The sequence below is a fragment of the Duganella sp. AC237 genome (genome assembly GCF_979254035.1).
Genome location: NZ_CEEDEW010000003.1, coordinates 409,380 through 434,614, shown reverse-complemented (window position 1 = coordinate 434,614; position 25,235 = coordinate 409,380). Strand labels below are relative to the sequence as shown.

The 25,235-nt window shown below is 57.5% G+C and carries 15 protein-coding genes and 1 pseudogene; 7 read left to right on the top strand and 9 right to left on the bottom strand.

Features of this window, described 5'->3' with window-relative positions; all coding sequences use genetic code 11:
• Positions 1 to 213 precede the first annotated feature (213 nt).
• Genes AC0IYS_RS02180 through AC0IYS_RS02170 form a run of 3 tightly spaced genes read left to right on the top strand, consistent with a single transcriptional unit; the run spans position 214 to position 11,212 of the window.
• The gene (locus AC0IYS_RS02180; protein WP_471703639.1) at positions 214 to 3,240 is read left to right on the top strand and encodes a hypothetical protein; all 3,027 of its coding nucleotides are present in this window, start codon (positions 214 to 216) and stop codon (positions 3,238 to 3,240) included.
• A gap of 58 nt (positions 3,241 to 3,298) precedes the next feature.
• Positions 3,299 to 9,538 carry a DEAD/DEAH box helicase gene (locus AC0IYS_RS02175; protein ID WP_471703638.1) on the top strand — a complete coding sequence of 2,080 codons (6,240 nt, stop codon included), beginning with the start codon at positions 3,299 to 3,301 and terminating at the stop codon, positions 9,536 to 9,538.
• Complete coding sequence (locus AC0IYS_RS02170; protein ID WP_471703637.1) at positions 9,539 to 11,212, top strand: nuclease-related domain-containing DEAD/DEAH box helicase; 1,674 nt, start codon at positions 9,539 to 9,541, stop codon at positions 11,210 to 11,212.
• Between the two features lie 35 nt (positions 11,213 to 11,247).
• Here the strand turns inward: AC0IYS_RS02170 and AC0IYS_RS02165 are convergent, their stop codons facing one another.
• On the bottom strand, positions 11,248 to 12,102 hold the full coding sequence (locus AC0IYS_RS02165; protein ID WP_471703636.1) for an HNH endonuclease: 855 nt from the start codon (positions 12,100 to 12,102) through the stop codon (positions 11,248 to 11,250).
• A 261-nt stretch (positions 12,103 to 12,363) separates the two neighbouring features.
• Between AC0IYS_RS02165 and AC0IYS_RS02160 the strand changes: the two genes are divergently transcribed.
• The 3 genes and pseudogenes from AC0IYS_RS02160 (at position 12,364) to AC0IYS_RS02150 (ending at position 14,971) form a co-directional block, all read left to right on the top strand.
• Positions 12,364 to 13,236 carry a DNA cytosine methyltransferase gene (locus AC0IYS_RS02160; protein WP_471703635.1) on the top strand — a complete coding sequence of 291 codons (873 nt, stop codon included), beginning with the start codon at positions 12,364 to 12,366 and terminating at the stop codon, positions 13,234 to 13,236.
• A gap of 149 nt (positions 13,237 to 13,385) precedes the next feature.
• The gene (locus tag AC0IYS_RS02155; RefSeq protein WP_471703634.1) at positions 13,386 to 14,066 is read left to right on the top strand and encodes a DNA cytosine methyltransferase; all 681 of its coding nucleotides are present in this window, start codon (positions 13,386 to 13,388) and stop codon (positions 14,064 to 14,066) included.
• Positions 14,067 to 14,410: 344 nt separating this feature from the next.
• Positions 14,411 to 14,971, top strand: a pseudogene (locus tag AC0IYS_RS02150) (DNA cytosine methyltransferase).
• On the opposite strand, the gene AC0IYS_RS02145 reads toward AC0IYS_RS02150, so the two are convergent.
• On the bottom strand, positions 14,898 to 15,320 hold the full coding sequence (locus tag AC0IYS_RS02145) for a hypothetical protein (protein WP_471708962.1): 423 nt from the start codon (positions 15,318 to 15,320) through the stop codon (positions 14,898 to 14,900). The pseudogene AC0IYS_RS02150 and the gene AC0IYS_RS02145 sit on opposite strands and share 74 nt — an antisense overlap.
• A 656-nt stretch (positions 15,321 to 15,976) precedes the next feature.
• A complete protein-coding gene (locus tag AC0IYS_RS02140) occupies positions 15,977 to 16,273 on the bottom strand; it encodes an Eco29kI family restriction endonuclease (protein ID WP_471708782.1) in 297 nt (98 codons plus the stop codon).
• Between the two features lie 136 nt (positions 16,274 to 16,409).
• Here AC0IYS_RS02140 and AC0IYS_RS02135 point away from each other — a divergent pair, with 136 nt between their 5' ends.
• Positions 16,410 to 16,646 (top strand): hypothetical protein, encoded by a 237-nt coding sequence (locus tag AC0IYS_RS02135; RefSeq protein ID WP_471703633.1) that lies wholly within the window; start codon positions 16,410 to 16,412, stop codon positions 16,644 to 16,646.
• A gap of 286 nt (positions 16,647 to 16,932) precedes the next feature.
• On the opposite strand, the gene AC0IYS_RS02130 is transcribed toward AC0IYS_RS02135, so the two are convergent.
• The 6 genes from AC0IYS_RS02130 to tssF all read right to left on the bottom strand — a co-directional run bounded on the left by AC0IYS_RS02130 (position 16,933) and on the right by tssF (position 25,030).
• Positions 16,933 to 18,624: a T6SS phospholipase effector Tle1-like catalytic domain-containing protein gene (locus tag AC0IYS_RS02130; protein WP_471708781.1), complete on the bottom strand. Its 1,692-nt coding sequence runs from the start codon at positions 18,622 to 18,624 to the stop codon at positions 16,933 to 16,935.
• On the bottom strand, positions 18,621 to 19,277 hold the full coding sequence (locus tag AC0IYS_RS02125) for a DUF3304 domain-containing protein (protein ID WP_471703632.1): 657 nt from the start codon (positions 19,275 to 19,277) through the stop codon (positions 18,621 to 18,623). The genes AC0IYS_RS02130 and AC0IYS_RS02125 overlap by 4 nt, the downstream gene beginning before the upstream one ends.
• 134 nt (positions 19,278 to 19,411) lie before the next feature.
• The gene (locus AC0IYS_RS02120) at positions 19,412 to 19,669 is read right to left on the bottom strand and encodes a PAAR domain-containing protein (RefSeq protein ID WP_471703631.1); all 258 of its coding nucleotides are present in this window, start codon (positions 19,667 to 19,669) and stop codon (positions 19,412 to 19,414) included.
• A 28-nt stretch (positions 19,670 to 19,697) separates the two neighbouring features.
• Positions 19,698 to 20,504 (bottom strand): DUF4123 domain-containing protein, encoded by an 807-nt coding sequence (locus AC0IYS_RS02115; protein ID WP_471703630.1) that lies wholly within the window; start codon positions 20,502 to 20,504, stop codon positions 19,698 to 19,700.
• 7 nt (positions 20,505 to 20,511) lie between these two features.
• A complete protein-coding gene (locus AC0IYS_RS02110; RefSeq protein ID WP_471703629.1) occupies positions 20,512 to 23,154 on the bottom strand; it encodes a type VI secretion system Vgr family protein in 2,643 nt (880 codons plus the stop codon).
• Between the two features lie 37 nt (positions 23,155 to 23,191).
• A complete protein-coding gene (tssF, locus tag AC0IYS_RS02105) occupies positions 23,192 to 25,030 on the bottom strand; it encodes a type VI secretion system baseplate subunit TssF (RefSeq protein ID WP_471703628.1) in 1,839 nt (612 codons plus the stop codon).
• Between the last annotated feature and the right edge of the window lie 205 nt (positions 25,031 to 25,235).

Here is a 25,235-nt window from a genome sequence, read left to right as displayed (position 1 = left end):
ATAAGTTGTTGCTCAGAGCGGCCCCATCGCTAATATAGGTGAGTTCTCCAGCATTATTACACCTTCGAACTGCTCTTCACCGATGTGTCTCTATGACGTTGCGCTGCTTATTAACAAGCAAAATATGTTGACTAACAATAATAAAATGGGTAAATTTAAATTTTTGGCAACATGGGTTCGGCGAATGGCCGACTACTGAGCGAAAGTAAATTGATGATGTCCCCGTTGGATGTAACCGCGACAACCGCTAGCGTCGACCAATTCAGCCTTTGGAACATCAAGCTACTCGAAACATTCTTCTCGGGTGCAGGTCAAGGCGACGAGGTCTGGCTGCAAATCGACAGCGCTGAGCTTGATCTTATTGGTCCCGAGCTTGGGGGTGACGAAGGTTTCCTCAAAGCGGTGCGCATCGGGCCGGTCTGGATGTCCTCAAAGCGCGGAGGCCTGAACCACCCGTACCAAACAGAACTTGTATCCAAGTTAACTGCACTTGTTCGCCAACGCCTATACCCTGCCGACAAACCTGGTAATTACGTCGACCCTGGCACCCTAAGCCCGGCCTACCACGGTTGCAAGGCCCCGACATACCTTCCCTACCTTGCCGCTCTTGTACGCTCCTCTGCGTTGTACAAGGAAGGTTACTATAAGCACTTGCGCAAGGCGCTTTCCCTGCCAGAACACTGGAACAGCACACAGCTCGCACAGCTCGACCCGGCATGGTATGACCTCGGGTCGTGGACAAGCGAGACGAAAGGTCGATTCGGACGCTTCGTCCCGCGCACCCTTGGCGGCCATGCGCACGTTGGCCTCCCGCGTGCCCAATGCTTCTTGTCCAGGCAGGATCGCGAGGCAATTGGTAGCGTATTCGAGCTTGCTGGGTTAAGGCGGGGTCAGGTCTGGTCCCGGCAGGTCGAAAGCGACGTCCTCGCCTATGCCTCAGAAGAATTATCCAAGAGCTTCAGGGACGCTGTTGGGTATAAAGAACTACGCGGCCCAATCCAGGCCAACCTAAAGGCTCTGTTCGAGGAATGGGACGGCCCTTTGCCGGCTAGCGCCCTGCGCAGCGCCGGCAAGGACCAGAGCGAGGATGTGATCCGCGGAATCGTCGAGCTCGCTCTGGTGCCTGTCGAACCCGCACTCAATTGGCAGGTCCACTGGCGGGTTCCTCCATTTCGAGAAGGGAGTGAGGTCGTGCTGCATCGGGGGCTAGACCAATGGCGGGCACCTGCGTGGGGCACCGAGCGGTGCACTACTGTACCCGCTACCAACGATATCTCCATCGCGGCATCCCGCGCTGCCTTGCTCGACTCCGCAGCGCACGACGTATTATTCAACGCGAGGCTGGAGGAGGAAGGCAGCGAGGCGGAAGATCTAGGCAAGTTCGCGTTGGCAAAGGCAGACCTACGGATCCTCGTCTGGGGGTTCGACTACGCTACACAACGCGAGGAGCTCCAGGAGCATCCACTGCCGAAATATGGATGTGCATATCTTCTCGCAACGCCGCGTTTCGCTCAGCGGCTGCTGAGTTGGCTTGATGAGGTCGAGCACCAGCTGGTAGGCACAAGCGGCTTGCCACCTAGCTGGGTTATGGCCTGCGTCACCGACTGCGGGGGCCTGAGCAAGGCCAAGATCGATACCTTGCCGGGCATCGTTCCGTCCGACGGAACCGGCCGCATACTAGCCATCGTTGGCGGGCGATCGGTTCGGCGCGCTAGTAAGCGGCAATACCTATCCTACGACCTACCGTCACTCGAGCTCGATGCTCCTCCAGGCACAATCCTGCGCGCCGACGCAATGGTAGACCTCGCGGAAACTGCGTCGTTTCAAGAAGGAAGAAAGCCGGGGGTGCGGCGCTTTAGGGTATCGCTGCGGGACACAACGCAAAAGTCATTTCGGATAGCAGCATTTGAAGGTATCCGCGAGCTCGCGAGCGTGACGTTGAGGATCGCACCAGACAACGGGCAGCACATCTCGCTGGGCCGGGAGTTTAGTCTGGACAGACAAGGTCATCCACAAGGAACAGGCGCCGGCCTGCGAGGAAGCCTGGCCGAAGATGTACTAGAAGCCAAGGCGACTGCACTCGTGCCCCCCCCCGTCGAGGTCGACCTTCTTGGAGATAAGCTTCATCCACTAGGCGTGCTGAAGATGGATTCGAACCCCGCCACCCTATTCCTAGATAGCTTGGCTAGGCATGGCTCCATGGCATGGGGCACGGCAAAGGAGCAGGTGGCGCGACTGCTGGCCCGCGTCGGGGGAACCATGCAAGCCGACAAGGTCCTGCTGGATCTCCGCTGCCGTGGGCATCTAGAAATAGAGACCAATTCGAGAGGTCACTTCACGCGCATTCATGCCGTGCATCCGGCAATCTACGCACTGCCAATGTCGCGCGCTGGCGTGGCAGTCCATACCATTCTCGGCTCATTGTCCCGATCACAATGGCGCTCCCTTTACGAAAGGGTTGGAGTAAGGGCCATTCATCAGCCTGCATCTACTACGGGGCTACTTCCTGCTTGGAGGATCGTGGGGTGTACTCCCACTGATATCGAACGTATCGCCGCTGCCTGCAACATGCATTCCTTGGGTGCGCAGGCGCATTGCGTCGCTACCTGGGCCGCAACCTGCGACGAAGTGCGCGTCGATGTCGAACAAGGTGCGGTTGAAAGCGTTGGGGCCCTCGAACATCATCCGCAAAGGTTCCACCCAGGCACGGGATGCTTCCACACCATGGAGCGCCTGGCACCACGTTCGGACTGCGACCTATTCCGCATGGACGATCGGGACATTGAAGGTGGGCGTGTCTACATGCTGTCCACGCGAAAAGAAGGCAAGTCACGCTACGGATTTATACGCGACTCGCGGTGGGGTATCTGGATCGCAATGCAGGCTTTTGCCCGCTGGGTGAAGCAGCACCACTATATCAACGATGCTTGTCCTTGGCCGCTCCCATATTCCGCTAGGGAGCGAGTCCTATTTCTGCCAGCACGCATGAGCTTACCGATCGTCCTCGAACGCGCCTTAGTGCTGTGTAGTGGCGTGGCCCCCGAGGTTGTTCAGACCACCGAGCGTATAGTCGACGGGCGATGCGTAATCGTCCGGCAGGCAGACGGTAAAAGTATCGCTGCAGTCAGCCAGGTTTACAACGGTATGGCGGCTGGCAAATGGCTCCTATATCGATCTGTGCCACCGGAGGTGGCGCAGATGATTGCTAGCAAACTAGGCGCCAGTCTGGCCACAACATGACACAAACACGGAAAGCGGCTGTCGCAGGTTGCACTTTTCCGGTATCGACGAGAACAATATGAGAGATCCAATAGAATCATTCGAGCAAATCCAGGCCGGAATCAAGCGCTACATAACTTCGGCCTTCGCGACCAACTCGCCAACCTTTGAGCACGACCGGAAGCAGCTGCTCGACAAGGATGCAGTGCTGTTCCAGGAGCCGTACGTCGAACCGATTCCCTCGTACGAGTCCGGGAAAGCACTCGACGAGCTCTCGGGAGCGGACTTGCCAGGAATGTCACCGGCGGCAGTGGAAGCCTTTCAAGCGGTCGTCGGCGCGGGGTTGTTCAATGGTGACCATCCCCTGTACATCCACCAGCAACGCATGTTGCGCCGTGCGCTGGAGGGAAAGCATTGCGTTGTCGTGACTGGCACGGGTTCCGGCAAGACGGAATCGTTTCTATTGCCAGTGCTTGCCAACCTCATTAAGGAAGCGAAAGCGCCCTATAGGGGGTGGCCAGCTGCTAAGCCGAGCAATACTACCTGGACCAAGGCTAGCCCTCCTCGCTGGAACGATACACACCGCAAGTTGCGGGGCGAGACCCGTCCCGCAGCCCTTCGCACCTTGGTGCTTTATCCCATGAACGCGCTGGTCGAAGACCAACTTTCGCGGCTACGAAGCGCGCTTGACACTGATGGCGCGCACGAGGCGCAGAACGACGCGCTTGCGGGCAATCGCATTCGCTTCGGCCGCTACAATGGAACGACTCCAATTGCAGGCCATCCCTTCGACGTCGACGGGTCGCGACGCGCCGACGCACATGACCGGCTTAAGAGAACGCTCTCCGACGCCATCGGCGAGTCTAACGGGATCATCGAGCGTATCAGAAAGCTTAATAAAGACATCGACCTTGCCAAGGCGGACGGCAACGGAGTCGGGGTCGAGGCACTGACAAAGGACCTCGAGAAGGCCCTCGAGCAGGCCAGCTTCATTCCGCGCCTTGAACCTGGCGCATGCGAGCTATTCCACCGATGGGAGATGCAGACCGCCCCGCCAGACCTACTGATCACGAACGTGAGCATGCTCTCGATCATGCTCATGCGCCACGTGCATCCGTCCTTGGCCCAGGACACCGCTGACTCGCAGATGTTTGACATTACTCGCGAATGGCTCGAAGGCGATGAGTCACGCGTGTTCCAGCTCGTCATAGACGAGCTCCACCTGTACCGCGGCGCCTCCGGCACGGAAGTGGCTTACCTCATTCGCCTATTGCTGCTTCGGTTGAACTTACGCGCCGACAGCCCCCAGCTGCAAATCCTGGCATCGAGCGCCTCGCTAGACGGCGGTGACAAGAGCTTCGAATTCCTGGGCGGGTTCTTCGGGCTCACCCCAGAACAAGCGAAAGAGCGCTTTCACATCGAGGAAGGGAAAATGCTTCACCGGGACGATGACGCTACCGCGTCCATGGACGACGAGCTGTCCAACGCATGCCTCCAGCTGGGAACTACGCTCGCCGCAGCGAGTGCTAGGGCCGAGGCCGACCCGCGATTCGTGATCTCCCTTCTTAAGGCGCGCGCTAGCGTCAGCGACCAAATCGTCGCCGGATTTCGAGCAGACCGCGTAAGGGCGACGTCCTTATCCACTCTGACGCGCCGGTGGTTCCCAACACTCGCTAATCCCGAAGATGCTAAGCTGGCCACCCGAGGCTTGTTCTTTGCGATGGGGGCGACTGAAGCGAGGGACCTCGGTCTGCCGCGACTTCGGTTCCACTGGATGGCCAAGAACATCGATGGATTATGGGCCACGCCAGCCTTACAGCCTAGCGACGAGCGACGACGAGTAGGTTCTTTGCATCCCGATCTGGCACTTTCGGCGGGTGGGCAACGCCTGCTTGAGGTCCTTTACTGCGAGTGCTGCGGGACGCAACTGCTCTGTGGTAACAAGATACCAATCGCAATTTCCGACATGGGAGTACGGGCGCCAAGCCAGCTCCCCGGGCGCCCGTCTCAACCCGTTGCCTACGAGCTGACCGCGCTACCGACCCAAATCCAAGGGCTGCCCGAGTCGAGCCATGCAAACCGAACTGATAGCCAACGCTACAAGGATCTAGGCGTAATCTGGCTGGTGCCACCTGATTTTAAGTTGGATAACCCAGACGATTATGTTTGGAAGCATGGGTCGGAGGAACTTGACGACAATAGAAAGCCGAAGGCGAAGCGCAGCGCCGCTTGGACGCACGCCGTGATCAACCCACGTACTGGGATCGTCCACATCAGACCAAAGCTGGGCAACGATGAGGTACGATGCCTATGGTTCTCCCTCGCGGCAGCGACCGACGGCGATGCTAAGGAGGAGTACTCAGCGATGCCGCAAAGGTGCCCTGCCTGCCAGATCAACTATTCCGACAGAATTGGCCGGAGGTCTCCGATCCGTTCGTTCGTCACAGGCCTTGGCGTGATGTCGCATCTGCTCGCAAAGCACCTAATGGGCGCACTGGAAGGCGAGTCTAAACGCCTCGTCGCATTCTCCGACAGCCGAGAAGCCGCCGCGAGCCTAGCGGTGGGCGTCGAGGACCAACAATGGAACCACCTATTGCGCGTGTTCCTCCACGAGGAACTACGCCGGGCGAACCTATCCGACATGGGCGCACTTAAGCAAGAAATGCTAGCCGCAATGGAGGCCGACGACGAAGTAGGTGCTAGGCAAATCCTACTCGAACGTCGGGCGCACCTCGACGAGATATCGTTCGGACACGCTCGAGCATTCCTCCTTTCAGTGAAAGATGCGTTACAGGACAATGAATTTAGTACCTTAGAGGCCCGCCAGGCGATCAAAGAAGCGCGGGAGCACAGCTCAGGCTATGTACGTATCGACGACATCCTCCGCACCCCTGATCCACGGGGAGGTCAGGAGCTAACGCCACTGTGGCGCGCCTTCGTGGAGACTGGCGTAAATCCGGGCGGACCATCGGTCGAGCAGCGTACCGTGCGGCCGGGTAAGGACCAGCGCGATTGGACTCAGGTCCTCGATAAGCGGAATGGCACTCTGCTATCCTGCGTTACGGACAAGTCAGAGTCTAATTTGGCCGACCTCGCGGCGCTCGGGCTGGCCCTCAGGACGGCTGCATGGCGCGCATTATCGGGCCGTCTCCTGTACGATATCGAGGCTCAGGGCCTCGGGTACCTATGCATCGAGCCTGGAACCAGAAATGGGATGATCCCCACAATGGGACCCGCCTTACGGGATGCATGTAATTCAGTGCTTCGTATCTTGACCGAAGAACGCCGGACCGATCCCGCGCAGGGATCATTCGCGGTCGTTGGATGGGCCGATGACCAGCCAAATGCTAATTCCAAGAGTATCGCCAAGAAGCGCGTATTTCGATACATAGAAGCGGTAGCCAAAACATTCGCCGTGGACCCCGAGGTTTTGCGCTGCAACGTGCGCGATGCGCTGAAAACAGCACAACACCATTGTGGTGGCGAATGGGGCATCGTAAGGTTAGAACAGCTTTGGGTCAGGGTCGTTTCGCCCGAATCACATCCGTGGAGGTGCGCAGGCTGCAATCAAGTCCACTGGCATGCTTCAGCGGGTGTCTGCTGCCGATGCTACCGGCGACTGCCAAGGGACGCCGACGCGTCCAGGAACGCATCAGCGATCGCGAGCGACCATTACTACGCGCACGAGGCGGGAGACTCGCGCGCAAAATTCCGGATCCACGCGGAAGAACTTACCGGACAAACTATTAATCAGGCGCAGCGGCAACGGCACTTCCGCGGAATCTTTTTCGAGGACGACGAAATCCACGACATAGCACCGCGACCCGCGTATCGAAACGTAGACGCCATCGACCTGTTGTCGGTCACCACGACGATGGAGGTTGGCGTCGACATCGGTTCGTTGGAATCGATTCTGCAGGCCAATATGCCACCGGAGCGATTCAACTACCAGCAGCGAGCCGGCCGTGCCGGTCGGAAGAACCAGCCATTCTCGGCGGCGCTAACTTTCTGCCGCGGACAATCGCACGATCGCATACATTTTGAGTACCCAGCAGAGATGACTGGTGGAGTCCCTCCCCAACCCAGCGTTGCTGTTGGGAGGGAGCAAAGGATTCTTGCCGAGCGTCTGGTCGCCAAGGAAGTACTACGCAGGGCCTTTCGCAAAGCGGGCACGACTTGGGCCGACACTGGCAGGCCAGACATTCACGGCGAATTCGGGACGGTGGAGCAGGCTCCAGCACGTATGGCTGGCATCCGTGACTGGTTTTCCAGCCACCAACACGAAGTTAACGAGGTGGCAAGCGCAATCGCGGTGGGAACGCGCATCGCCGCCAGCATGTTGGCCGCCGCAACGAACAATTTGCCAGATCGAATCGAGTTCGCTCTAGCGGACCCCGTCTTCGTCGAGACGACGCTCGCACTGCGCCTGGCGGAGGCAGGTATTCTGCCCATGTATGGCATGCCGACAAACGTCCGTAACCTCTACTTTTCGTTCCCCGATAGCCAGGAGGCAAAAACGCTGGACCGGCCGTTCGATCAGGCAGTCGCAGAATTCGTGCCCGGGTCCCACCGGACCTGGGACAAGCGACAGATCACCCCAGACGGCATCTGCGGTGAGGCAAGATACAATCGTGTGAAGAACTGCTGGGAAGCGAGCGGGCCACCGGTCGGGACCGCTTATGTTCAATTGTTCTGTCCCGATTGCCGCCAATTGCAGGTTCAGGTCGTATCTGCAAGCACATTAGAACCTACAGCAAGTACTGCTTGGTGGAACTCTCAATTCCTCAAAGGCTCTGCCCTCGTTGTGTGCCCCAGTTGTAGCTACGACAAGGCGCAGCCATACATGGCGGTAGCGCCGCGCGCCTTCGTGTCAGACCTCGATACCACCAAAAGCGCCAAGCGATGGGAGGAAACACGAAATCGCCCGGGGTTCCCCACGACGATGTCCCCAGAGCTTGGAGGAGACGCCACCTATGCCAGCCGGCTAAACAGCAAAGTTGCACTCGGCAGACAGGCAAGAGTATTCAGGACGAACACCAACAATTCCAAGCTCTTCGGTTTTTCCGAAACAGGTTGGCTTTCAAAAAAACCGGGTAGCCAAGGCTTGGGCGGGCAGATTTGGCGTAGCGATTCCGCTTCGACAGATCGGCGTGTTGCAATAACATCGCCAAAGACGACGGATGTCCTCGGCATCCGCATGGCTGACGACCTCGGCCTGTCGTTCGTCGACGATTCGCATGTCTTGGTGCGGCGCCGCGCCGCCTGGTATTCAGCCGCCACGATCCTGCAACGTGCAATCGCGCTCGAACTTGACATCGATTCGCTAGACATCGAGATCGCATCGGTACACCGGTACACGAGCGGCCCCGAGATCGGCGCAGAACTCTACCTAGCCGATGCCCATCCGAACGGAGCGGGGCTGGTCGAATGGGCAAATGATAAGTGGGAAGATTTGTTGGAAGGCTGCATTCTAGGCGATGGACCGGCGTCCAGAATGGGGGGCAACCTTCGGGCCGCATGGGAGCGGTCGACGAAAGAGCCTTGGAGGGGCCCAGAAACACTGCTTCGCGGGTACCGCAATCGTCCACTCCACGGTCTGCTAGATTGGCAACTGGGGCTGGAGATGCTGGCGACGATGCATGGGAAGGCATACCGCCCTGGCCTAGACACCGTAATTGTCGGCACTAGAGGGAATAGCGCCCCTATGCCTGAATGGATGGATCTCGCCGAAGAAGTCGCGCTGCGCTACAGGGAAGCATTCCCGAGCTCTCCGCTACCTTCGGTCGCCCCGCTACCAGGCTGGGGCGAGCCCGGCGACGCACGTGTCGTCTGCTTAGTTGTCCATCCGCTGTGTGAAGATGAGCCCGGCGAAAAGAACGTGATCGCCGCATGCAAGCAGTGGGCTCTGCAAAACGACGTGAGGGCGATCCGGCTGGTCGATTCGTTTAATCTATCGCGCCGGATGGCATGGGTACGAGCGAACCTGAATGAGTTCGTAACGCTGGAAATATCGTCGGCATCCGCTAGCGAGACTGGCAGCGGCCCGCCTATCCTAACCCAGGTGCTGCCGGTGGGACAATTCGAGCACGCGGGTACGCGCTACCAAAAGATCGCAACAATGCCCGTCTACGATGCAGGCCCAGGTGCCTGGCTGGCCGAGACGAGCGACGGGCGGAAACAACAAGTCATCGTGCGACGCCTCCCAGGGGCGAGCGCCCCTCTCGTCCATATGGTGGGCGTGGGGAGGCTCGCGGACGCCGAGGCTGCGGCCCTGATCGTCATTGCAAGGCTAGCGAGCGGCAGTAAAGGAGGCACTTAAATGGCGCGCGTACTAGGCCCTATTCCCGCGGATTTCTCGGAAAGAATGATGCTGCAAAAGTTACAGGCGCAACTGCCGGCCACGTGGACAGTACTAGTCAACGTAACCTGGGCAATTCGAGAGGAAAGCGGATTGGTAGCTGATGGCCAGTGCGACTTCGTTGTGTTGGTACCCGGCGCTGGAATGGTCATCGTCGAGGTAAAGGGATCGCGAGAAATATTTATCGGCGAAGACGGCTTGTGGTACCGACGCGGTCAGGATGGCTTGGCGAGCCTAGTGTCGCCATCCCCACCCGAGCAAGCGATGAAGAACATGTACAAGCTAGCCAGAATCGTCGAGCAAAAAGGCGCGTGGCCCAGATTCCCCGGTCGCTATTCCTGGCTTGTCGCTTATCCGAACGGCGTGGCGAGCAATGTACCCGCAATGTTCGACGCCTCCACCATGGTCACTAGTCGCAACATGCACGAACTAGAATCGAGGATCCGGCACGCACTCACGCAACGGGGCTCGGATGGAAAGTCTGAGTACTTTACTATGCAAACCATTGAGGCGATCGCAGCAATCTTGACGAGCCAACCCTTTACCGTCGTTAAGGCGGACACGCAAGTCGACGTCCAGCAGGACTTGGAACTCATCGACAAGCTGACGCGCCAGCAGTTCGCGGCGCTGCGTGGAGTATTCGAATTCCCGACGGTGGCGGTAACGGGTCCGGCGGGATCGGGCAAAACATTGCTCGCCATGTGGCGGCTACAGGCGCTCGTTGAGTCAGGGAGAAGGGCCTTATATGTATGCTTCAACAAGAAGCTCGCCAGTTCACTGCGAAAACGTCACCCAAGCCTTGCGGAAAGCATCGCAAGCGTGGACAAGCTCTTCATTGATCTGTGCGGCCAACCAGCGATTGTCGGCGAACTTGACCAATATTTTAAGGAGACCTTGCCTGAACTAGCCTTCGGACGAGCGGCGGAGTGCGGCCACGATGAGAAATACGACGCCATCATCGTAGACGAGGCGCAGGATTTCAACGAACTCCGGCTGTACGCTTTGCACGAACTCCTACGCGAGCCTAGATCCGGGTGGACCATCTTCACAGATCGGCGCCAGGATCTTTTTAGGGCAGGTGTCGGCGATGCGTTCGGCGCCGACGTGATATTCAAGCTCTACCATAATTGCCGAAATACAATGAAGGTCAACAACGCGACCAATGGGTTCCTCGGCGCCGGCGACATCCTGTCGATGCCAGGAATGCCCGAGGGCGAGGTCCCGCTAGTCGTTTCCTGCACCGACCGAAAGGCTATGGCCAATAAGGCTTGGGAACTCGCCCGCCAGTGGAGCAACGAGCGAGGCGTCGTCGTCCTATCTCCGTATGCGCTTAAGAATTCATGCATGAGCGAGCATCTAAAGGGAAACGGGATGTTCCTGTCCGAAGACCTACTAAATATGGGTGGCGTCGGTCAGGTCTGCTTCTCGACAATCCGCAGTTTCAAGGGAATCGAGGCACCAGCAATCATTCTGGTCGATGCCGGCATCCCGTCGGCCGAACCGGACTCTGCGTTCCAGATGGAAGACCTATACGTGGCATGCACGCGTCCCACGGCGCGCCTTGCCGTCCTAACCAAGAGCGATGAAGCGAGAGAGTGGTTCCAGACACGTATCAAACGGCCAGCCGGGGCATAATGCGCGCCCTCGCTCTCGATCAACCAGTCCTCGTCTCACTTCAATGCGGACAAGGTCTGCTCAATCGCGCATATGTCGGCGAGCAGCTTCGCCTGGAATGCGACTCGATCGGCCGAATAGTGTGCACGCCTATGGCAATTGGGGCAAACCGCTGCGACGTTTTCCGATGCGTCCAACCCGTCGTCGGCCAACCTGAGGATGTGATGGACTTCAAGGAATCCATTGCCTGCGTCGTTCACGAACGGCGGCGGATTGCCGCATGCCTCACATCTGCCCGCTGCGCGCGCCATAGCGTATTGCTTGACGAGTCTGCATCGCTGACGGTACTGGGCAATAGAGAACCTAACCTCGGGGCAATCAGATTGGGCTGCTGCAAGAGCGCGTTCGCGCAGCACTGCCAGGCTAGCCGGCACTTCTCCGTCAGGGACGGAGTCCAAGGCGGTATCCTCCACTGGCGTGAGCAAGAATCGCAGCAGCACATCCGACTCCCTTGCTCCCTGTCCAGCGACTTTGGCCTCGTGGCTGCATGTGTTATACATGCCTTCGAAGCAAAAAAGCTTTTGGTAGTTCCCGCGCTCCCGAACCTCCTGAGCCGTGGGCTCCCTCGTGGTAAAGAGCAGGATGGTATGACGACCGGCAGCGAGTCTCCGGTTCGCGCCATTCGTAAGGACATGGTCGCCCGAACGGCCTTGCCCGAAATACCACCACGAGCCATCCTTCCGGCGCTCGTCGAAATATCCTACCTTAGCACCGTGCCGGCCACCGGAAGTAACGATCATGCAGCCGGGCGAGCGTTCGCCCCACAGCACACCTGCTTGTTGTTGCCTGCTGCCGAGGAACTCGAGAAGCTCCCGTCTGGGGTATTCCCGACCTACATGAAATGGATGCATCTTCGTCCCTATCGTAGTTGGGCGCGCCCCTCCACCGCGACATTGCATTGAGCAGCACGGCTGTGCCACCGTTATGCAGCCTATTCGGGGGCAAGCCGGCCGCCACAGCAAACGAGTTGGCAGGACTATTGCCAAAAGCTAGCGGCCTCATGTGTAACTATAAGGGTATGGCATGCAAGATGAAAAGAAAATAACGCTAGGTAAGCTTGTCCTTGCTAAAATGCAGCCTCGGCGTTACAAGCCGATCAGCCTTCAAAAGATATGAAATATATAGAATTATTCGCGGGATGCGGGGGGCTATCGTTGGGCCTTCGGGCTGCTGGTGGGAAATTATTACTTGCAAATGAGCTTTCGCCAATGGCCGGGGAAACGTTTGCCTACAATCTCCTTGGCGAGGACCTGCGGGCCATGGCAGACGGGCTCCAACCCACACCGCTCCAACTCAAAACCAAATGGCTGTCGAGCCAGCATGGAACAAATGCGCTCTCGGCCAGATTGACGGAAAACCCCCATGCGTGCCTATCCGTTAAAGCAACCTGCGACCTCGAGGTGGACGGCCTGGTGCTCGAACGCTCGCTCGTCATTGGCAGCATCGTACAGCTGAACCATTGGCTAGGAGAGGGGCGTAACATGAGCGTACTCGAGCAGCTGAAGAACGGGTTCGGTCACGGGCACGTCGACTTGGTCTCTGGCGGACCGCCATGCCAAAGCTTTAGCATGGCGGGTATGCGCGAATACACGAATTCGCGCAACGTCCTACCCTGGGAATTCGCTCGCTTCGTTGACCTCGTCCAGCCCAGATTCGCGCTGCTCGAGAACGTCACCGGGATACTTCGACCGTTCAAGGTGGACGGGAAGGAAGTGTTCGCCTGGCTTGAAGTGGCCAAGGCCTTCGTCGAGCTCGGCCTGAACGAAAAGGATGAACGGGGTACGTCCAGGCACGGTTATGTGCCGATCTGCCTGCATGTCAACGCCAAGCACGCTGGCGTGGCGCAAAACCGCCGCCGCTTCGTCATGCTCTCCATACGCTACGATGTCCTTCAGCGCTTAAAGGTAAGTCTGGGTGGCAAGGATCTCGAGCTCTTAATTCGTTCAGAGGCCTTTTACCACCGGACGAGGTCGGGGAAAGCGTAGGACGGGAAGACTTACCAGTCCACGACCCGGAAAAGAATGCAGCTGCCTTCGAAAGCACTTTCCTTTCACGCCTGGTTGGGAACCATACCCCTTCCGTCAAGGAGGCGATCGACGACCTCCTGTACGAGGGGAGAAGTAAGTCAAGCTATGTGCAACGGATCAATGCGCGACTCGGTCCCTTTGGACAGCCAATCGCTCCAGGGGCGTCCAGCTCCGGCGGGGCCAAAAACCATGTCTACCGCGAACATGGCTTCGAGGTCCAAAGGAGGTTTCGCATATATCAGGTACTCAACAACGTGTCGAGTGAAGCGGCCGGGTCGGCCCGCGCGATATTGAAAGGCAAGAGCCATACTCTCTCAGACACGGCATGGCAAGAACTTTCGCGACAGGCGTTTTACATGAACGAGGGCGGTCAATTCTATTCATTTCACCATAAGAACGATCTCGAAAAATCCTTAGTCGAGAACCGGACCGGCAAGCGGTCGCAGCGTGCACTTAAATCTGGCGAGCCGGCACCGGCGGCACTATCGATACCGGACGATATGTGCCATTACCACGACGATGATAGTCCGGGGTCGAAGTGCCTGCGTACGCTAACGGTTCGAGAAATGGCAAGAATCCAGTCTTTCCCCGATAACTTCGTATTTCGCTCAAAGACCACGACGGGAGGAAAAAAGCGAAAGTACGAGGTACCCCAATATACACAGGTCGGCAACGCGGTCCCGCCACTGCTGGGACTTGCGCTCGGCGAAATCGTAGGCGATCTATTGGGCCTGTATGAACAAGCCTCGCGGTCCGAGCCAGCAACCCCGCTTAAGGATGCCGCATGACTGGCTCGCCGCCAGCCTGATCGTCAATGAGCTCAAGCAGATTTAAGCTCATCATGTTGTCTCGGATGCCTATGACTCAGTTAGCAAGCAAAAGGGTGTTGGTCTCGCCAGCGTCCGCGTCGGCGCGTGGTTACCTTGTCCTGACTAAAATCAATCTATTTCGGATGGCAGCATACGATGGACCACTTCAATGCTGACCTGTGGTTTCGACAGAAATTGATTAGATCGATTTACAACAGCAAAGGCGCTAAACAAAAGAATCAATCATATCGTTGATTGCGATCGTAAGCGTTTCCATTTCCTTCAGCAATAACGCCCTCAAGCAAGCCTTTCAGCCCTTTTCCATGGGCGGCAAGCACGGCGGCTTCCTGGACGAGCGCGACATGTTTCCGGAGGCGGTGCGCGCCGTGCGCGAGGCCCGTCCGCGCGCGTTCGTCTTCGAGAACGTGCAGGGCCTCACCCGCGCCGCCTTCGCCGACTACTTCGACTATATCCTGCTGCAGCTGGAGTTTCCGTCGCTGACCGCCAAGCCGATGGAGCAATGGGGCGACCATCTGGCCCGCTTGCGCAAATGGAAGAACAAGCCGGGCGCCGTGAGCGAGTAGCGGGTCACCTTCAAGCTGGTGAACGCGGCCAACTACGGCGTGCCGCAGAAGCGCATGCGCGTGTTCTTTGTCGGCCTCCGCGTGGACAAGGACAAGCTGTGGACGCCGCCCGCCGAGACGCACAGCGCCGACGCGCTGTTGTGGTCGCAATGGGCATCTGGGGAATATTGCGAGCGGCACAAGGTGGCCGCACGCCACCGGTCGCCCCGGCCCGAGGACGTCGAGATCAAATGCCGCCGACCTCCCCGCCTCCATAGAGAGACAGGCCCGGGACCGTTCCGACGAGCGCTTCCGCTGTAGCGAGAAAAACGTCTCCAAATAACCGTAAACATGGGGATATTTCGACAATCCCACCCGTCTTGTATGCCCCAGCTGACGCGCACTTAACTCGACCGGCCATCGCGTCTACCTTGGTCTCATATTCGTGCAAATACAATTCCGACGCCGAACCGCCTTCCTGGACGTAGGCATACGATGGCGTTGATTTTTCTTTCAGCAATGCGACACCATTTTGATCAATTGTGATGCGCAGTTGCCCACCTGACAAGCGCTCGTATTTGATTGCCGCTTGGGACGTCATGACGTGGAGAGCGATGGCTAACAATTCATCGTGGTTTAAACACAACTTGGGCATACAGGTCTTGGTCATCAGTTGCTCCATGTATGAGCCGAGAAGGCAAGGTACATGACGTAGCGCCGCTATCGCGGACAACCAAGGCCTAGTGACCTACGATTCCCGAGACAGCGACCCCACATCGGCAACCTTTTACCTTGCAGAGCAAAATCGGTTAGACCTTAGTTCAACTAAAAAAAATCTTTTGTTTCGAAAAAATGCTTACCAAGCTGGCCCAGCAATTGCACTTACGCTTCTGGCCGCAAACGACTCCGTGTGGTTTCAGATAGCCCTTCTACAGCGATGGTAACGCTGTGCCAATGGACTTGGCCTCGATGATCACCGATCACGCATGCGAGCTGCTCAGGACTAACGTCGCCGACAAACTCCAGTTGGACATTGCGCCCGCCGCGTGGAGAAGCTCTTCAGCTTCAGTTGATGCACGTCTTCGGTGAAGCGCTCGAAGATCTGTAGAAGTTGGCAAAGGCCGGTGCGTCGCCAAGTGGGCGCCGATCTGTTCGATGATCGTCGCCGGCGGCTTTTGGTTGTCCGTAGTCGCGTCGGCCCACTCGCGGTCGAGATGCGGCGTGTCCGCCCGGGAACGCTTGGGGACCGGGGTTTCCGAGCTCTCGCCGTGCGTGGCCAAGCCGAAGCGTATCTACGTTTCCGAATTCCAGATCGACTTGAAGAAGTTAATCAGGTAGTCCTCGGCCGATTTCTGGAAGCTCGTCTGCACGATGAGGAAGCGACATTCGAACGTCGTCGATGTCGAGCGTGGTGACGGCTTTGCGGATGTTACGCGCTTGCTCGTTGAGCCAGGCCGACAACTTGGTGCCCTGGCTGACCGCGTCCTTAGCGGCTCGGTTGTCGGGATCGCCCTTGCCGACGTAGACCGGATGGTCCATGCCCTTGAGCGGCGCGTAGGGGCCGAAGTCGCGGCGGTAGTAGATGGCGTAGACGCCGGCGCCATAGAATTCGGGATCTTCGATAGCGGGTGCCTCGTTTGGGCGACCAGGGTGAGCGCGACGACGCAGCCGGAGGCGTTCGGATCGGTAGGGTCGAATATGGCGTCGGGCGTAGCACCGGTTCGAGCTTGTTGGTGACGTTTTTCAGCTGGGCGGTGACTTGCTCGAGGCCGAGGTGCAGTTGTTGCCGGCGCGGAGGTCTTCGCCGGGGGAAACCATGGAGCAGGTGGCGATCCTCACCGAGCACCAGCCCAAGAAAGTGTTTGTGGACCTGGACTATCGCGGCGCCGACGTGCAAGCCGGAACCAGCGTCCCACCACCACAAGCTCAAGCGCGACATCACCGGGCGACTGCGATTGGGCATATGGAGAACGACGGCAGACTACGACGCAATTGACTCGAAGACACTGATGGCGACGCGTTCAACGCACCGCTGAGTGGATGCGGCCGCAACCTGCGCATGATCCTGCGAAAGCTCCAGCTTTTCTTTGCCTTCATCGCCGCGTGGCTAGTGTCGTTTCACCTCACACCGGAGCGTGCATGGCGCCGGCTCGCTTGGTTCACCACTTTATAGACAGCGATCGTCCGCAGCCGAGTCTTGGTCGAGCGTGAATTTCGAATTGTTCCGGCAGGACGAAGTAGCATCGCCGGCGCCAAGTCCTCCGTCGTCAATACGAGCAGGGCTAAACTGACTGCACGTCATTTTGCTCCGATTCGTTAAAAACAATTCCTCCGGCGTCGTTGCCAACAAATCCCTTACGATACCGCCAATAGCCAGTAAATTCGATCGAAGCTGCGTCGAAACCGGCAAGGGAGTCGTGCACGAATCCATCAAAAAAACTCGCTAATTCATCTTTAGACTTAGCTGCTAATTCGGCTTCATTGAGAACTGTGCGAGCCTCCAAATCCAGCGCTCCAAAAGCTATTTCATCTCGAGTGGGCGGGCTGGGTAGGGCAAACAGCGGACGCCGGCTCTTTTTAACCCCAGTCATCCTTTTAATGAGCATTGCATCGGCCATAAGCATATCATTAAATTTTACGAGAATTTCACGATCTTCTTTACCTGATTTATTAACATGATTGAGTTTAGTAAACCCTATACGATTTTGCCAACGCCAATTCAGATATGGTTGTAGCCAAGCGTGTATGGGACGTGGTGCCAAGGTCGAAGCAGTCAAGAACTTTTGGTAAGCATCGGTCACAATCGGCGAAGTCCGAAACGGATCACCTTTCTGTAAATCGAAAGCTAAATTCTTGTCCAAAGGGGCGCCAGCGGCGACAGCACAATCAAACATATGATTCAAAGGAATTTGTGAAAGCTTTAAAGAATCGCTCTCCTGCATGTCGTTGCTGTAGGAGACTCCGAGCTCATTTGGGAGGTATCCTCCCCCTACATCACTATGTGACCCCGGATACGCAAATTCCCATGTGTTTGGAGGCAGCACCCCGTCAAGGCTGATTCCATCTATAGGAAAATTTCGACGTAACTCATGCATAGCTACCATGTGAATACAGTTCTCTAGAGTCTGTGGTACCCTCAGATACTCACTTGCAGCCCAACCACTGTGCCCCGTGGGGCCTTTTTGCATAGCGCCCGAAACGCTAGACCAGAAGCCCCCAGATGCAACAGTGTCGAATAGCCCTACAAATCTGAATCTAACCGGAATCCCTGCAAATTTTCCAGTAGGCATCAAACGGCTAAGCCAATTACAAAATACCCTGGCTTCTGCTGCGCCGCGTGAAAATCCAAACACATCAATGAAGCACTCCTTTATCCTTGGTTTTGCTGCTACTGCCAACTTTGATTTGAGTCGTTGTACATGATCCCGGAAAAAATCTTCCCTCATTCCTGCTCCAAAAAAGTGCGGTAATAGTAAACCAGAGTCTAGTCCTAAATCACGTAACCCAAGGTAGTCATTCGCGCTTCCACTATTGCGAACCGAACATAGCGCTTCAACCTGTGACGGAGAAAAATATGACTGCTTATCAAACGCGGTAGCGTGAAGAATGTTAAAAAATCTAAGCATCGCATACAGAACCCTGGCTTCGCAACCTACGCCAAAGCCTGAACCTAAGTAACTGTCACTGGGCTCGCGAATGGATGCAAACTTGGTTCCAACCCCCGCCACATAAGTATTGTAAAACCAACGATCCGGATCGTCTTTATATGCTGCTGACAATCTAGCGATATTACTATGTTTGAACAGCGGTTTATCCACACCCACATTATTTCTAGTTCCATCGAAAAAAAATCCGGCGTTGATATAACACTCGCATTTAACAAGTTCCGCGATGTGTTTTGGCCGTACGAATCGAATCAGTTTTACGGGCGCCGTCAAGGTTGGCGCTATAACTATTTTACTGACATTCATCATTTCCAATTTACCCCCCGGCTTGATCTATCTTCATAGTATTTTTTTCGCATCTCATCAAGTTCCGCCTGTGAAAACAGCGATGGCACCAATATGCCTACGGTGGCATTTTTCGTTGAAGAGGCCTCATTTTTTTTAATAGGGTGGCTATTGCCACTGGGTCCAAAAAGACTTACTGCAATACGTACTTGACCATCCTTAAAAAAGTGGACATATACCTCACCAGGCTCATCATATTTTTCTACTGGGACAACAGCTTTATAATTACGAAAAGTTAGACTTTTATAGTTGCCGATTTTAATTTCATCTTTATTTTCCATCGACCAGTTTGTAACGGACCATCGCACTTCTGCCCTCAGGCCTGGCCGCCATTCTTTAGGAAGCATGACACAACAAAAAACACTACCACCACCATTCCTTCCCACGTTGCCACCGCTAGCACCATCGACGTAAAACTCTGATATGTTGAAATATTGACCCATATGTTGCACGCCTGTTAGGCCAACAGGAAGGGAGTCTTTCGACTCATTTAAAGAACCTATTTTCCCGTATGCTACTAAACAAATTAATACAAGCATGCTCGCAACTATGACAATGAATAAATACCATCGTTGTCTTGGCGAGGACTGCAGAACGCGAAAGAATGGAGTTTCCATTTTCAAAAATATTCCTTTTCATTTCGAAAAAATTTCAATCGCCATCGGCTAATCCATACGTTCGTGACGAACATTACACTTCAACCAATCATCTTTCGAAGAAATTTATTTTTAATTTTGATGTTCCACTATAGTTAAATCGATGAAACCAACTTGGCGCCACACGCAGTCTTGTCGCCGTGATAAGCCACTACTTTCCCTTGATGGATGCGATCACTCGTAGCTACCTGAATTGGAAATGTTCCTTTGCACTTAGGGCAAGTGGTTAAATCTCCATTCACCGCCACGGCTATGCCAAGGGCTTTGAAAGTGGCCTGTGCCGAGATCACTTTGCCGCCATGAGAAGTCTTGTCGCCCAAGCGAATGACACCCAAACCTTTACTATTTTTCATCTAGCCTCCATTGCAAAGTTTCACTCGTTCAAACGGTAGCGTTGAGTTCAACCAACCGACGCAAGCTCTCGCGGGTTTTCACACGATCTGATCCAGCCAATGCGTCCTCGAGCCCTGGCACACTCAGCAACCTGCCGTCGGTATCAAATACCCCGGCCGCGAAAAGGACGAGATCCTGATCATCAGAATGGCCAGCGGCATGCCACATGCGGCGAGCTTGGGTAGCATGTGCCAAAGCCTTCGCAGTGAGATACGTGGACGGAGGCGCGCTGCGGTACATGCGAAGGTTGACCAATAACTGATCTGCGCCCATGGCGTCCTTCAGGGCGCGGATTTGAGCGGCGGACAGCATCAACGGAGGCTTTATCGAGCCAGGCGAATTCCCGATTGGCAATGAAAGTAAGTTTCCGTCCCGGCCATGAACCTTCCAACTTTTGAACGGCGCGGTCATTAAAGTCCACTGATCCGGCGTCAGAATAGAGGCAAGATTAGGAAGAACAGCACCATCTGCAAATCGCAGCGTAAGTTCTCCATTGCCTCGAGTAAGCACACAGATAAATTGCCGCAGATGCTCGACTAACTTCTCGAGTGTCAGATTCGTCTCAATAAACGAGACCCCCAATTGTGGCCGTCGCGCGTTCACAATATTCATCAGAGAGGGAATCCGTGTGCACTGAACCGCACGCTCAACATCAACCACGACTGGGCTGACATCAGCGGCGTAGCGGCCGTAGATCGCGGCAATCCAACTTGGCCGGCGATTTTTCTGCAACCAAGGCTTGGTTTTCAGGTCTCCCAACAGGGTCGTATCGATAAGTACGTAAGTCGAATCCATGAACACCTCACTTTGAAATTGCGAATGGGCTATGCGCCTCGGCTGCAATAAGCAGGCAGGGAATGCATATTTTGTGGAGCTGTGGATCTGCGGAAAACCCGGTTGGACGCGCTTTCGCGCCAAAGGTCTGATGGTCTGCGGCATACATTTCATGCTTGCCATCCGTATACCCCTTGATACCGCTGGCACTCAGCTCCAACTCGGTCCCGCCCCCGTTTATTCGCACGCCTTTCTTCGCCTTGATAGTGATCCAGTCAGTCGTACTGATGATCTCTAAAACCTTTTTAGCTAAGAGCATCATCTGATCATCATGGGCTTTGATCATGACCTGGCCGCTAGCTGCGGTAGCCTTCAACCCGCCTTCGTTAGCGAAAAGGCTCATACCTTGTGCAGCACGTACCGATGTTGTTTCTCCGGATGAAAGGCAGGTGGCACCAACGCTAACAATGTCGATCGTCTTGTCGGCACCGATCGCTATGTTCTGCTTGCTGCCCGCGACTAAGCCTGCTGGCCCGCTGATGGCTACGATTGGAGCGCCGCTGGTGTCCATCTTCTTAAGTTTTTCAACTAGTGCGGCCAGCTCCGGACCATGAGTGTTGTCGTCCGCGTGCTTGGTGGCCTCCTGATTCAGTTCCTGGACCAGCTTTTCCAGACTCATCAAGACATTGTTGAGTCCGTTGCGTTCCAGATGCACCCCCTTGTCGGCATCTGTAGCCTCGGCGGTAATCAATACTCCTTGCCCACCCCGTACCGTAGTCTGCATATCGCTGCGTAGCTCAGCTCCCTCGCCGCGAAATCTTCCATGACCGTGTGTTTTAGATTCAGTAAGAAATCCTAGATTTACCTGACTATTTGCGTGGTCACTCGACAGCTGCGCACTGATCTGACCATTCGTGTCGTCGAGGCGCAGCTGATTTGCGCGAGCTCCTTTGATTTCCCGACTTTTAATACCTGACAAATGCCTGTTGCCAGGCAAGTCATCAAGGTTGCTTAGCGCCGGCGGCTGCGCCTGTTGGTTGTAAAGCTGCCCCACAATTACCGGCTTGTCTGGATCCCCACCCAAGAAGTTGACCAGCACCTCCGTCCCCACGCGCGGTAGGCCGATGGTCCCGCACTGATCCACGCTACCCGGCCCGTTCCCCGCCCAATTCGACGCCACGCGCACCCAGGCCGAGTCGCTATCGTCATTCGACACCCCCGAACCATCCGCATGCACATGATCCGCCGCCCGCGTACCGGGAAAACGGATCTTCACCCTCCCCATCTGATCGCAATACACCTCCTCGCCCTTCGGCCCGACGACGATCGCGCTTTGCATCAGCGCCTGCGGCAGGTCGGTGCGCGCGTCGTACGCCGGCACGATTCTCACGCCGCGCCGCACCGCCGTGAACTGGACGTGCATGCGCAGCGCGCCCGACGCCATCCTGTCCGCTATGTCCTTCTGCATCTGCGGCTCCTGCGCGCCCTGCGTCCAGCGGCTGCGCGAGAACAGGCGTTCCACGCGTTCGGCCAACGCCTTGGGCAGGTTGTTCTGCGCGTTCACCTGCAAGGCCGTAACGACGAAGTCGCGTTCCTCGCGCGGGTGCTGGTCCACCTCCGAATGCCCGCTCAAGGTGAAGTACTCGCCGGCGCACAGATCGCGCACGCTGCCTTCGCCGTGGAAGCACTTCGATTCGAGATCGTGGCGCGTCATGTGCAGTCGGCCAAGGCGGCACAAGTCGTCGACGTCGTCGCCCGCGTGCGGCATCATCACCTGATAATCATCCAGGCTGGCGGCCAGCTCGTTGCCGCTGACGCCCTGATCGACGCCGCTGCTGGTCTGCGCCATCATGTAGTCCGATCCCTGGGGGTGGCGGTAGTCCCAGCTATGCCGCGTCACCACGCCCGGTTGCAGGGTGCGCACCGCACCCCAAGAGGTGATCGTGTCGCGCTGCTCGGTGCCGGCGTCGCGGTGGTAGCGGATGGTGCCGGCGACGTTCTGGCGCAGGCTGTCGGCGCTATTGAAAAGCACCAGCGTGTGCGTCGGCACCTCGCCATTGGCCTCGGCCCGCACGTACCAGCCGATGCCGCTGCGCTTGAGCAGGCGCCGGATGAAAGCGGCGTCCGATTCGTTGTGCTGCATGGTGAATTCGCGCTTGGGGTATTGCTGCAGATGGAAAGCCTCGTCCACTTCGTCCATGAAGCAGACGCCGAGCGTGGAGCTTTTTTGCCGCCATTCCTGGAGAATCTGCCGCACGATCTCAACTTCATCCATTTGGCGGAACACGCGCGTGTTGATGCGCTTTTCCAGGATCGCCAGGGCGTCGCGCAGCACCAGCTGGTAGCTGGCCAGGCCGCCGTCGCTGTCGCCGGAGCTGGCTTCGGTGACGATGCCGCAGACGCTGCGCAAATCTCCCTGGTCGGTGACGAATTGCAGTGCGGCCGGCACGGCGATCAGCTGCTTCAATGGCAGCGTGGCGTTGGACGAGACGCACAGCACCCGGTAGTCGATGCCGCCGCACAGCGTCTCGGTGCCGAACACGCGCTGCGGCAGCAGCATGTCGTCGTTGACGCCACCCGGCAGATCGAGCTTGAGCCGGATCGGCCGGTTGAAGGTGACCAGCTCCTTGGGCATGCTCATGAAGCTGAAAAAGTCTTTATCGCGTTCCACGTTTGCTCCTCTGGTATGCGGCGGATGTGGCGGAAGGTCAGGCCAGCGGCAAGGCGCCGCTGCGCGGTGGGCATCGCAGCACTTCCTTGCCGCTGGCTTGGGAGACGATCACCAGCTGGGTGTAGCTGTTCAAGTGGACGGTCAGGCTAAACAGGTGGTCCAGTACCTGGGCGAAGACGTGGACGCCGGTGTCCAGGTACGCCGCTTCGTCCAGGGTGACCGTCACTTCGATCCCGCGCAGGTAGGCGCTGTCGCTGGCCGTCCGCATCCAGGCCGAGGACGGACGGTGCGACAGGCCGGCGATGCCGTCGATCTGACGCTGCGCGATGGCGTTGTCGCGCTGCGCGTAAAGCCGCAGCGTCGCGGCCAGCGCGGGCAGGCCATCCTGCGTGAGCGTGCGGTGGTTCGGCGCCAGATGGGCGATCAGTCCCCATAGCCTGTTGTCGTGCGATGCCTGCGGATGCGACATGGTCGGGCGGCGCAGCATGCGGATCGGGAAGTTGCCAGTGGATTTGACGGCGCGCAGGTCGCCGTCGGTCCGTCCGTACTGGAGATTTTGCGGCAGGTTGCGGTTGGTGCAGGTGACTTGTACCGATGCCGTGCCGTCTTCCATCCGCAGTGGCGCCAGTTCCTGGTCGACCAGCGTCAGCGATACACCGTGGTCGGTACCGCCGCCAAGATCGTCACGCTGCTCGAGCCAGTAGTGGCCTTTCCCGCTGGACGATCCCTGGCGCAGTGAGTAGTACGGCGAGAAGTCCTGGATGCTGCTGCCCTGCTGCAGTTTCCTCACCAGCTGCACCGCGTCGACGCTGTAAATCTCGCAGTCGCCGGGCGGTACCGCGTCCAGCACCACCGGGTAGCTGCGGCGCGCGGCCACAGCGCGGATCAACATGGGCCTGGCCGCCTTGTCGAACAGGTTGACGATCGGTGTGCAGCCGAGCACCAGATTCGCATCGGTCAGTGTGCGCAGCACGCGCGCGGCTTGTGTGGCGGGACCGACGCCGGCCAGCGCCAGGCGCAGTGTCAGCCGGGTGCAGTCGATGGGGATGGCGGTGGTCAGGGCGCCAAGGTCGATGTCGAAGAAGTCGAATTTTTCGGGGAAGGCGAAGTACTCGCTAAGCAGACGATACGCGCCGTGTTCGGACGGCGCGGCCGGCAGCAACGCTTCTTCGTCGGCAAAGCCCACCGGTGCGATGGGCGGCTTGGCCAGCATGCGCCATTGGCCGGAGGCCTCCACGCAGGCGCAGGCGGTGCGCATGAACAGCGCGTCGCGCAAGGTGGCGCGCAGCGTGGCAGCGGCGTCGATGAAGACGCGTAGGGTGCTCAGGCCCTCTAGCGCCAAGCCGCGCGCGACGCCCGTGCTGTCGATCGTGATGCAGATGGCGGCGCCGGCGTCGGGCGGCAGCGCCATCGTCGACGGCACCTGGATGTGCGGTTCGAACCATGCCGCGCCGATGGCGACCGGGGCGACCGTGGCGTCGTAGACGGTGCGAAAGCCGCAGCTGACGGCGTTGGGCGCCAGCGATTTCATGGCGGCGCCGCGCGGCAGCACGGCAACGCTGCTGACCGAGTTTTTCGGCGCGCCGCTGTAGTCGATGCGGGCGATCGAGCACGATGGCATCGGCCGAAGGTGGTGCGGGTACAGCATGCCGAGCAGCGCTTCGGTGAAGCCGGAGTGGCCGTCGTCCAGCCGCTTGGCGACGCTGGCGTTGAGGAAGGCGGAGGACTGGATCAGGCGTTCCACCTGGGGATCGGCGCAGGTCTCGCCGCGTATCTGCAGGCTGCCGGCCAGTTGGGGATAACGGCCGGCAAACTCGGCGCCGGCGCGGCGCAGCTGGCTCAGTTCCCGTTCGAAGTACGGCAGTAGTTTTTCCATCGCGGCATCCATCGCAAAGTGGGCAGCTTCAATGCCTGAAGGCAACGAGCAGACTGCACAGGATGTCGATCATGTCATGGCGCCGAGGGGGAGTTTTTGAGGTGCCGCAATGTGCCGGAGTCAACGGCGGAAACGCAACACGCCAGCGTCGAGGCACAGCTGAGCACGATTCAAATCACTCTTGTAAATATGCAAATTCTAGGGT

Bases quoted from the DNA above. Each gene is read 5' to 3' on its own strand.
- AC0IYS_RS02120 (WP_471703631.1), bottom strand. From the start codon at position 19,669: ATGAAAAATAGTAAAGGTTTGGGTGTCATTCGCTTGGGCGACAAGACT.
- AC0IYS_RS02165 (WP_471703636.1), bottom strand. From the start codon at position 12,102: ATGCATCCATTTCATGTAGGTCGGGAATACCCCAGACGGGAGCTTCTC.
- AC0IYS_RS02130 (WP_471708781.1), bottom strand. From the start codon at position 18,624: ATGATGAATGTCAGTAAAATAGTTATAGCGCCAACCTTGACGGCGCCC.
- AC0IYS_RS02170 (WP_471703637.1), top strand. From the start codon at position 9,539: ATGGCGCGCGTACTAGGCCCTATTCCCGCGGATTTCTCGGAAAGAATG.
- AC0IYS_RS02160 (WP_471703635.1), top strand. From the start codon at position 12,364: ATGAAATATATAGAATTATTCGCGGGATGCGGGGGGCTATCGTTGGGC.
- AC0IYS_RS02125 (WP_471703632.1), bottom strand. From the start codon at position 19,277: ATGGAAACTCCATTCTTTCGCGTTCTGCAGTCCTCGCCAAGACAACGA.
- AC0IYS_RS02175 (WP_471703638.1), top strand. From the start codon at position 3,299: ATGAGAGATCCAATAGAATCATTCGAGCAAATCCAGGCCGGAATCAAG.
- AC0IYS_RS02145 (WP_471708962.1), bottom strand. From the start codon at position 15,320: ATGACCAAGACCTGTATGCCCAAGTTGTGTTTAAACCACGATGAATTG.
- AC0IYS_RS02180 (WP_471703639.1), top strand. From the start codon at position 214: ATGATGTCCCCGTTGGATGTAACCGCGACAACCGCTAGCGTCGACCAA.
- tssF (WP_471703628.1), bottom strand. From the start codon at position 25,030: ATGGAAAAACTACTGCCGTACTTCGAACGGGAACTGAGCCAGCTGCGC.
- AC0IYS_RS02115 (WP_471703630.1), bottom strand. From the start codon at position 20,504: ATGGATTCGACTTACGTACTTATCGATACGACCCTGTTGGGAGACCTG.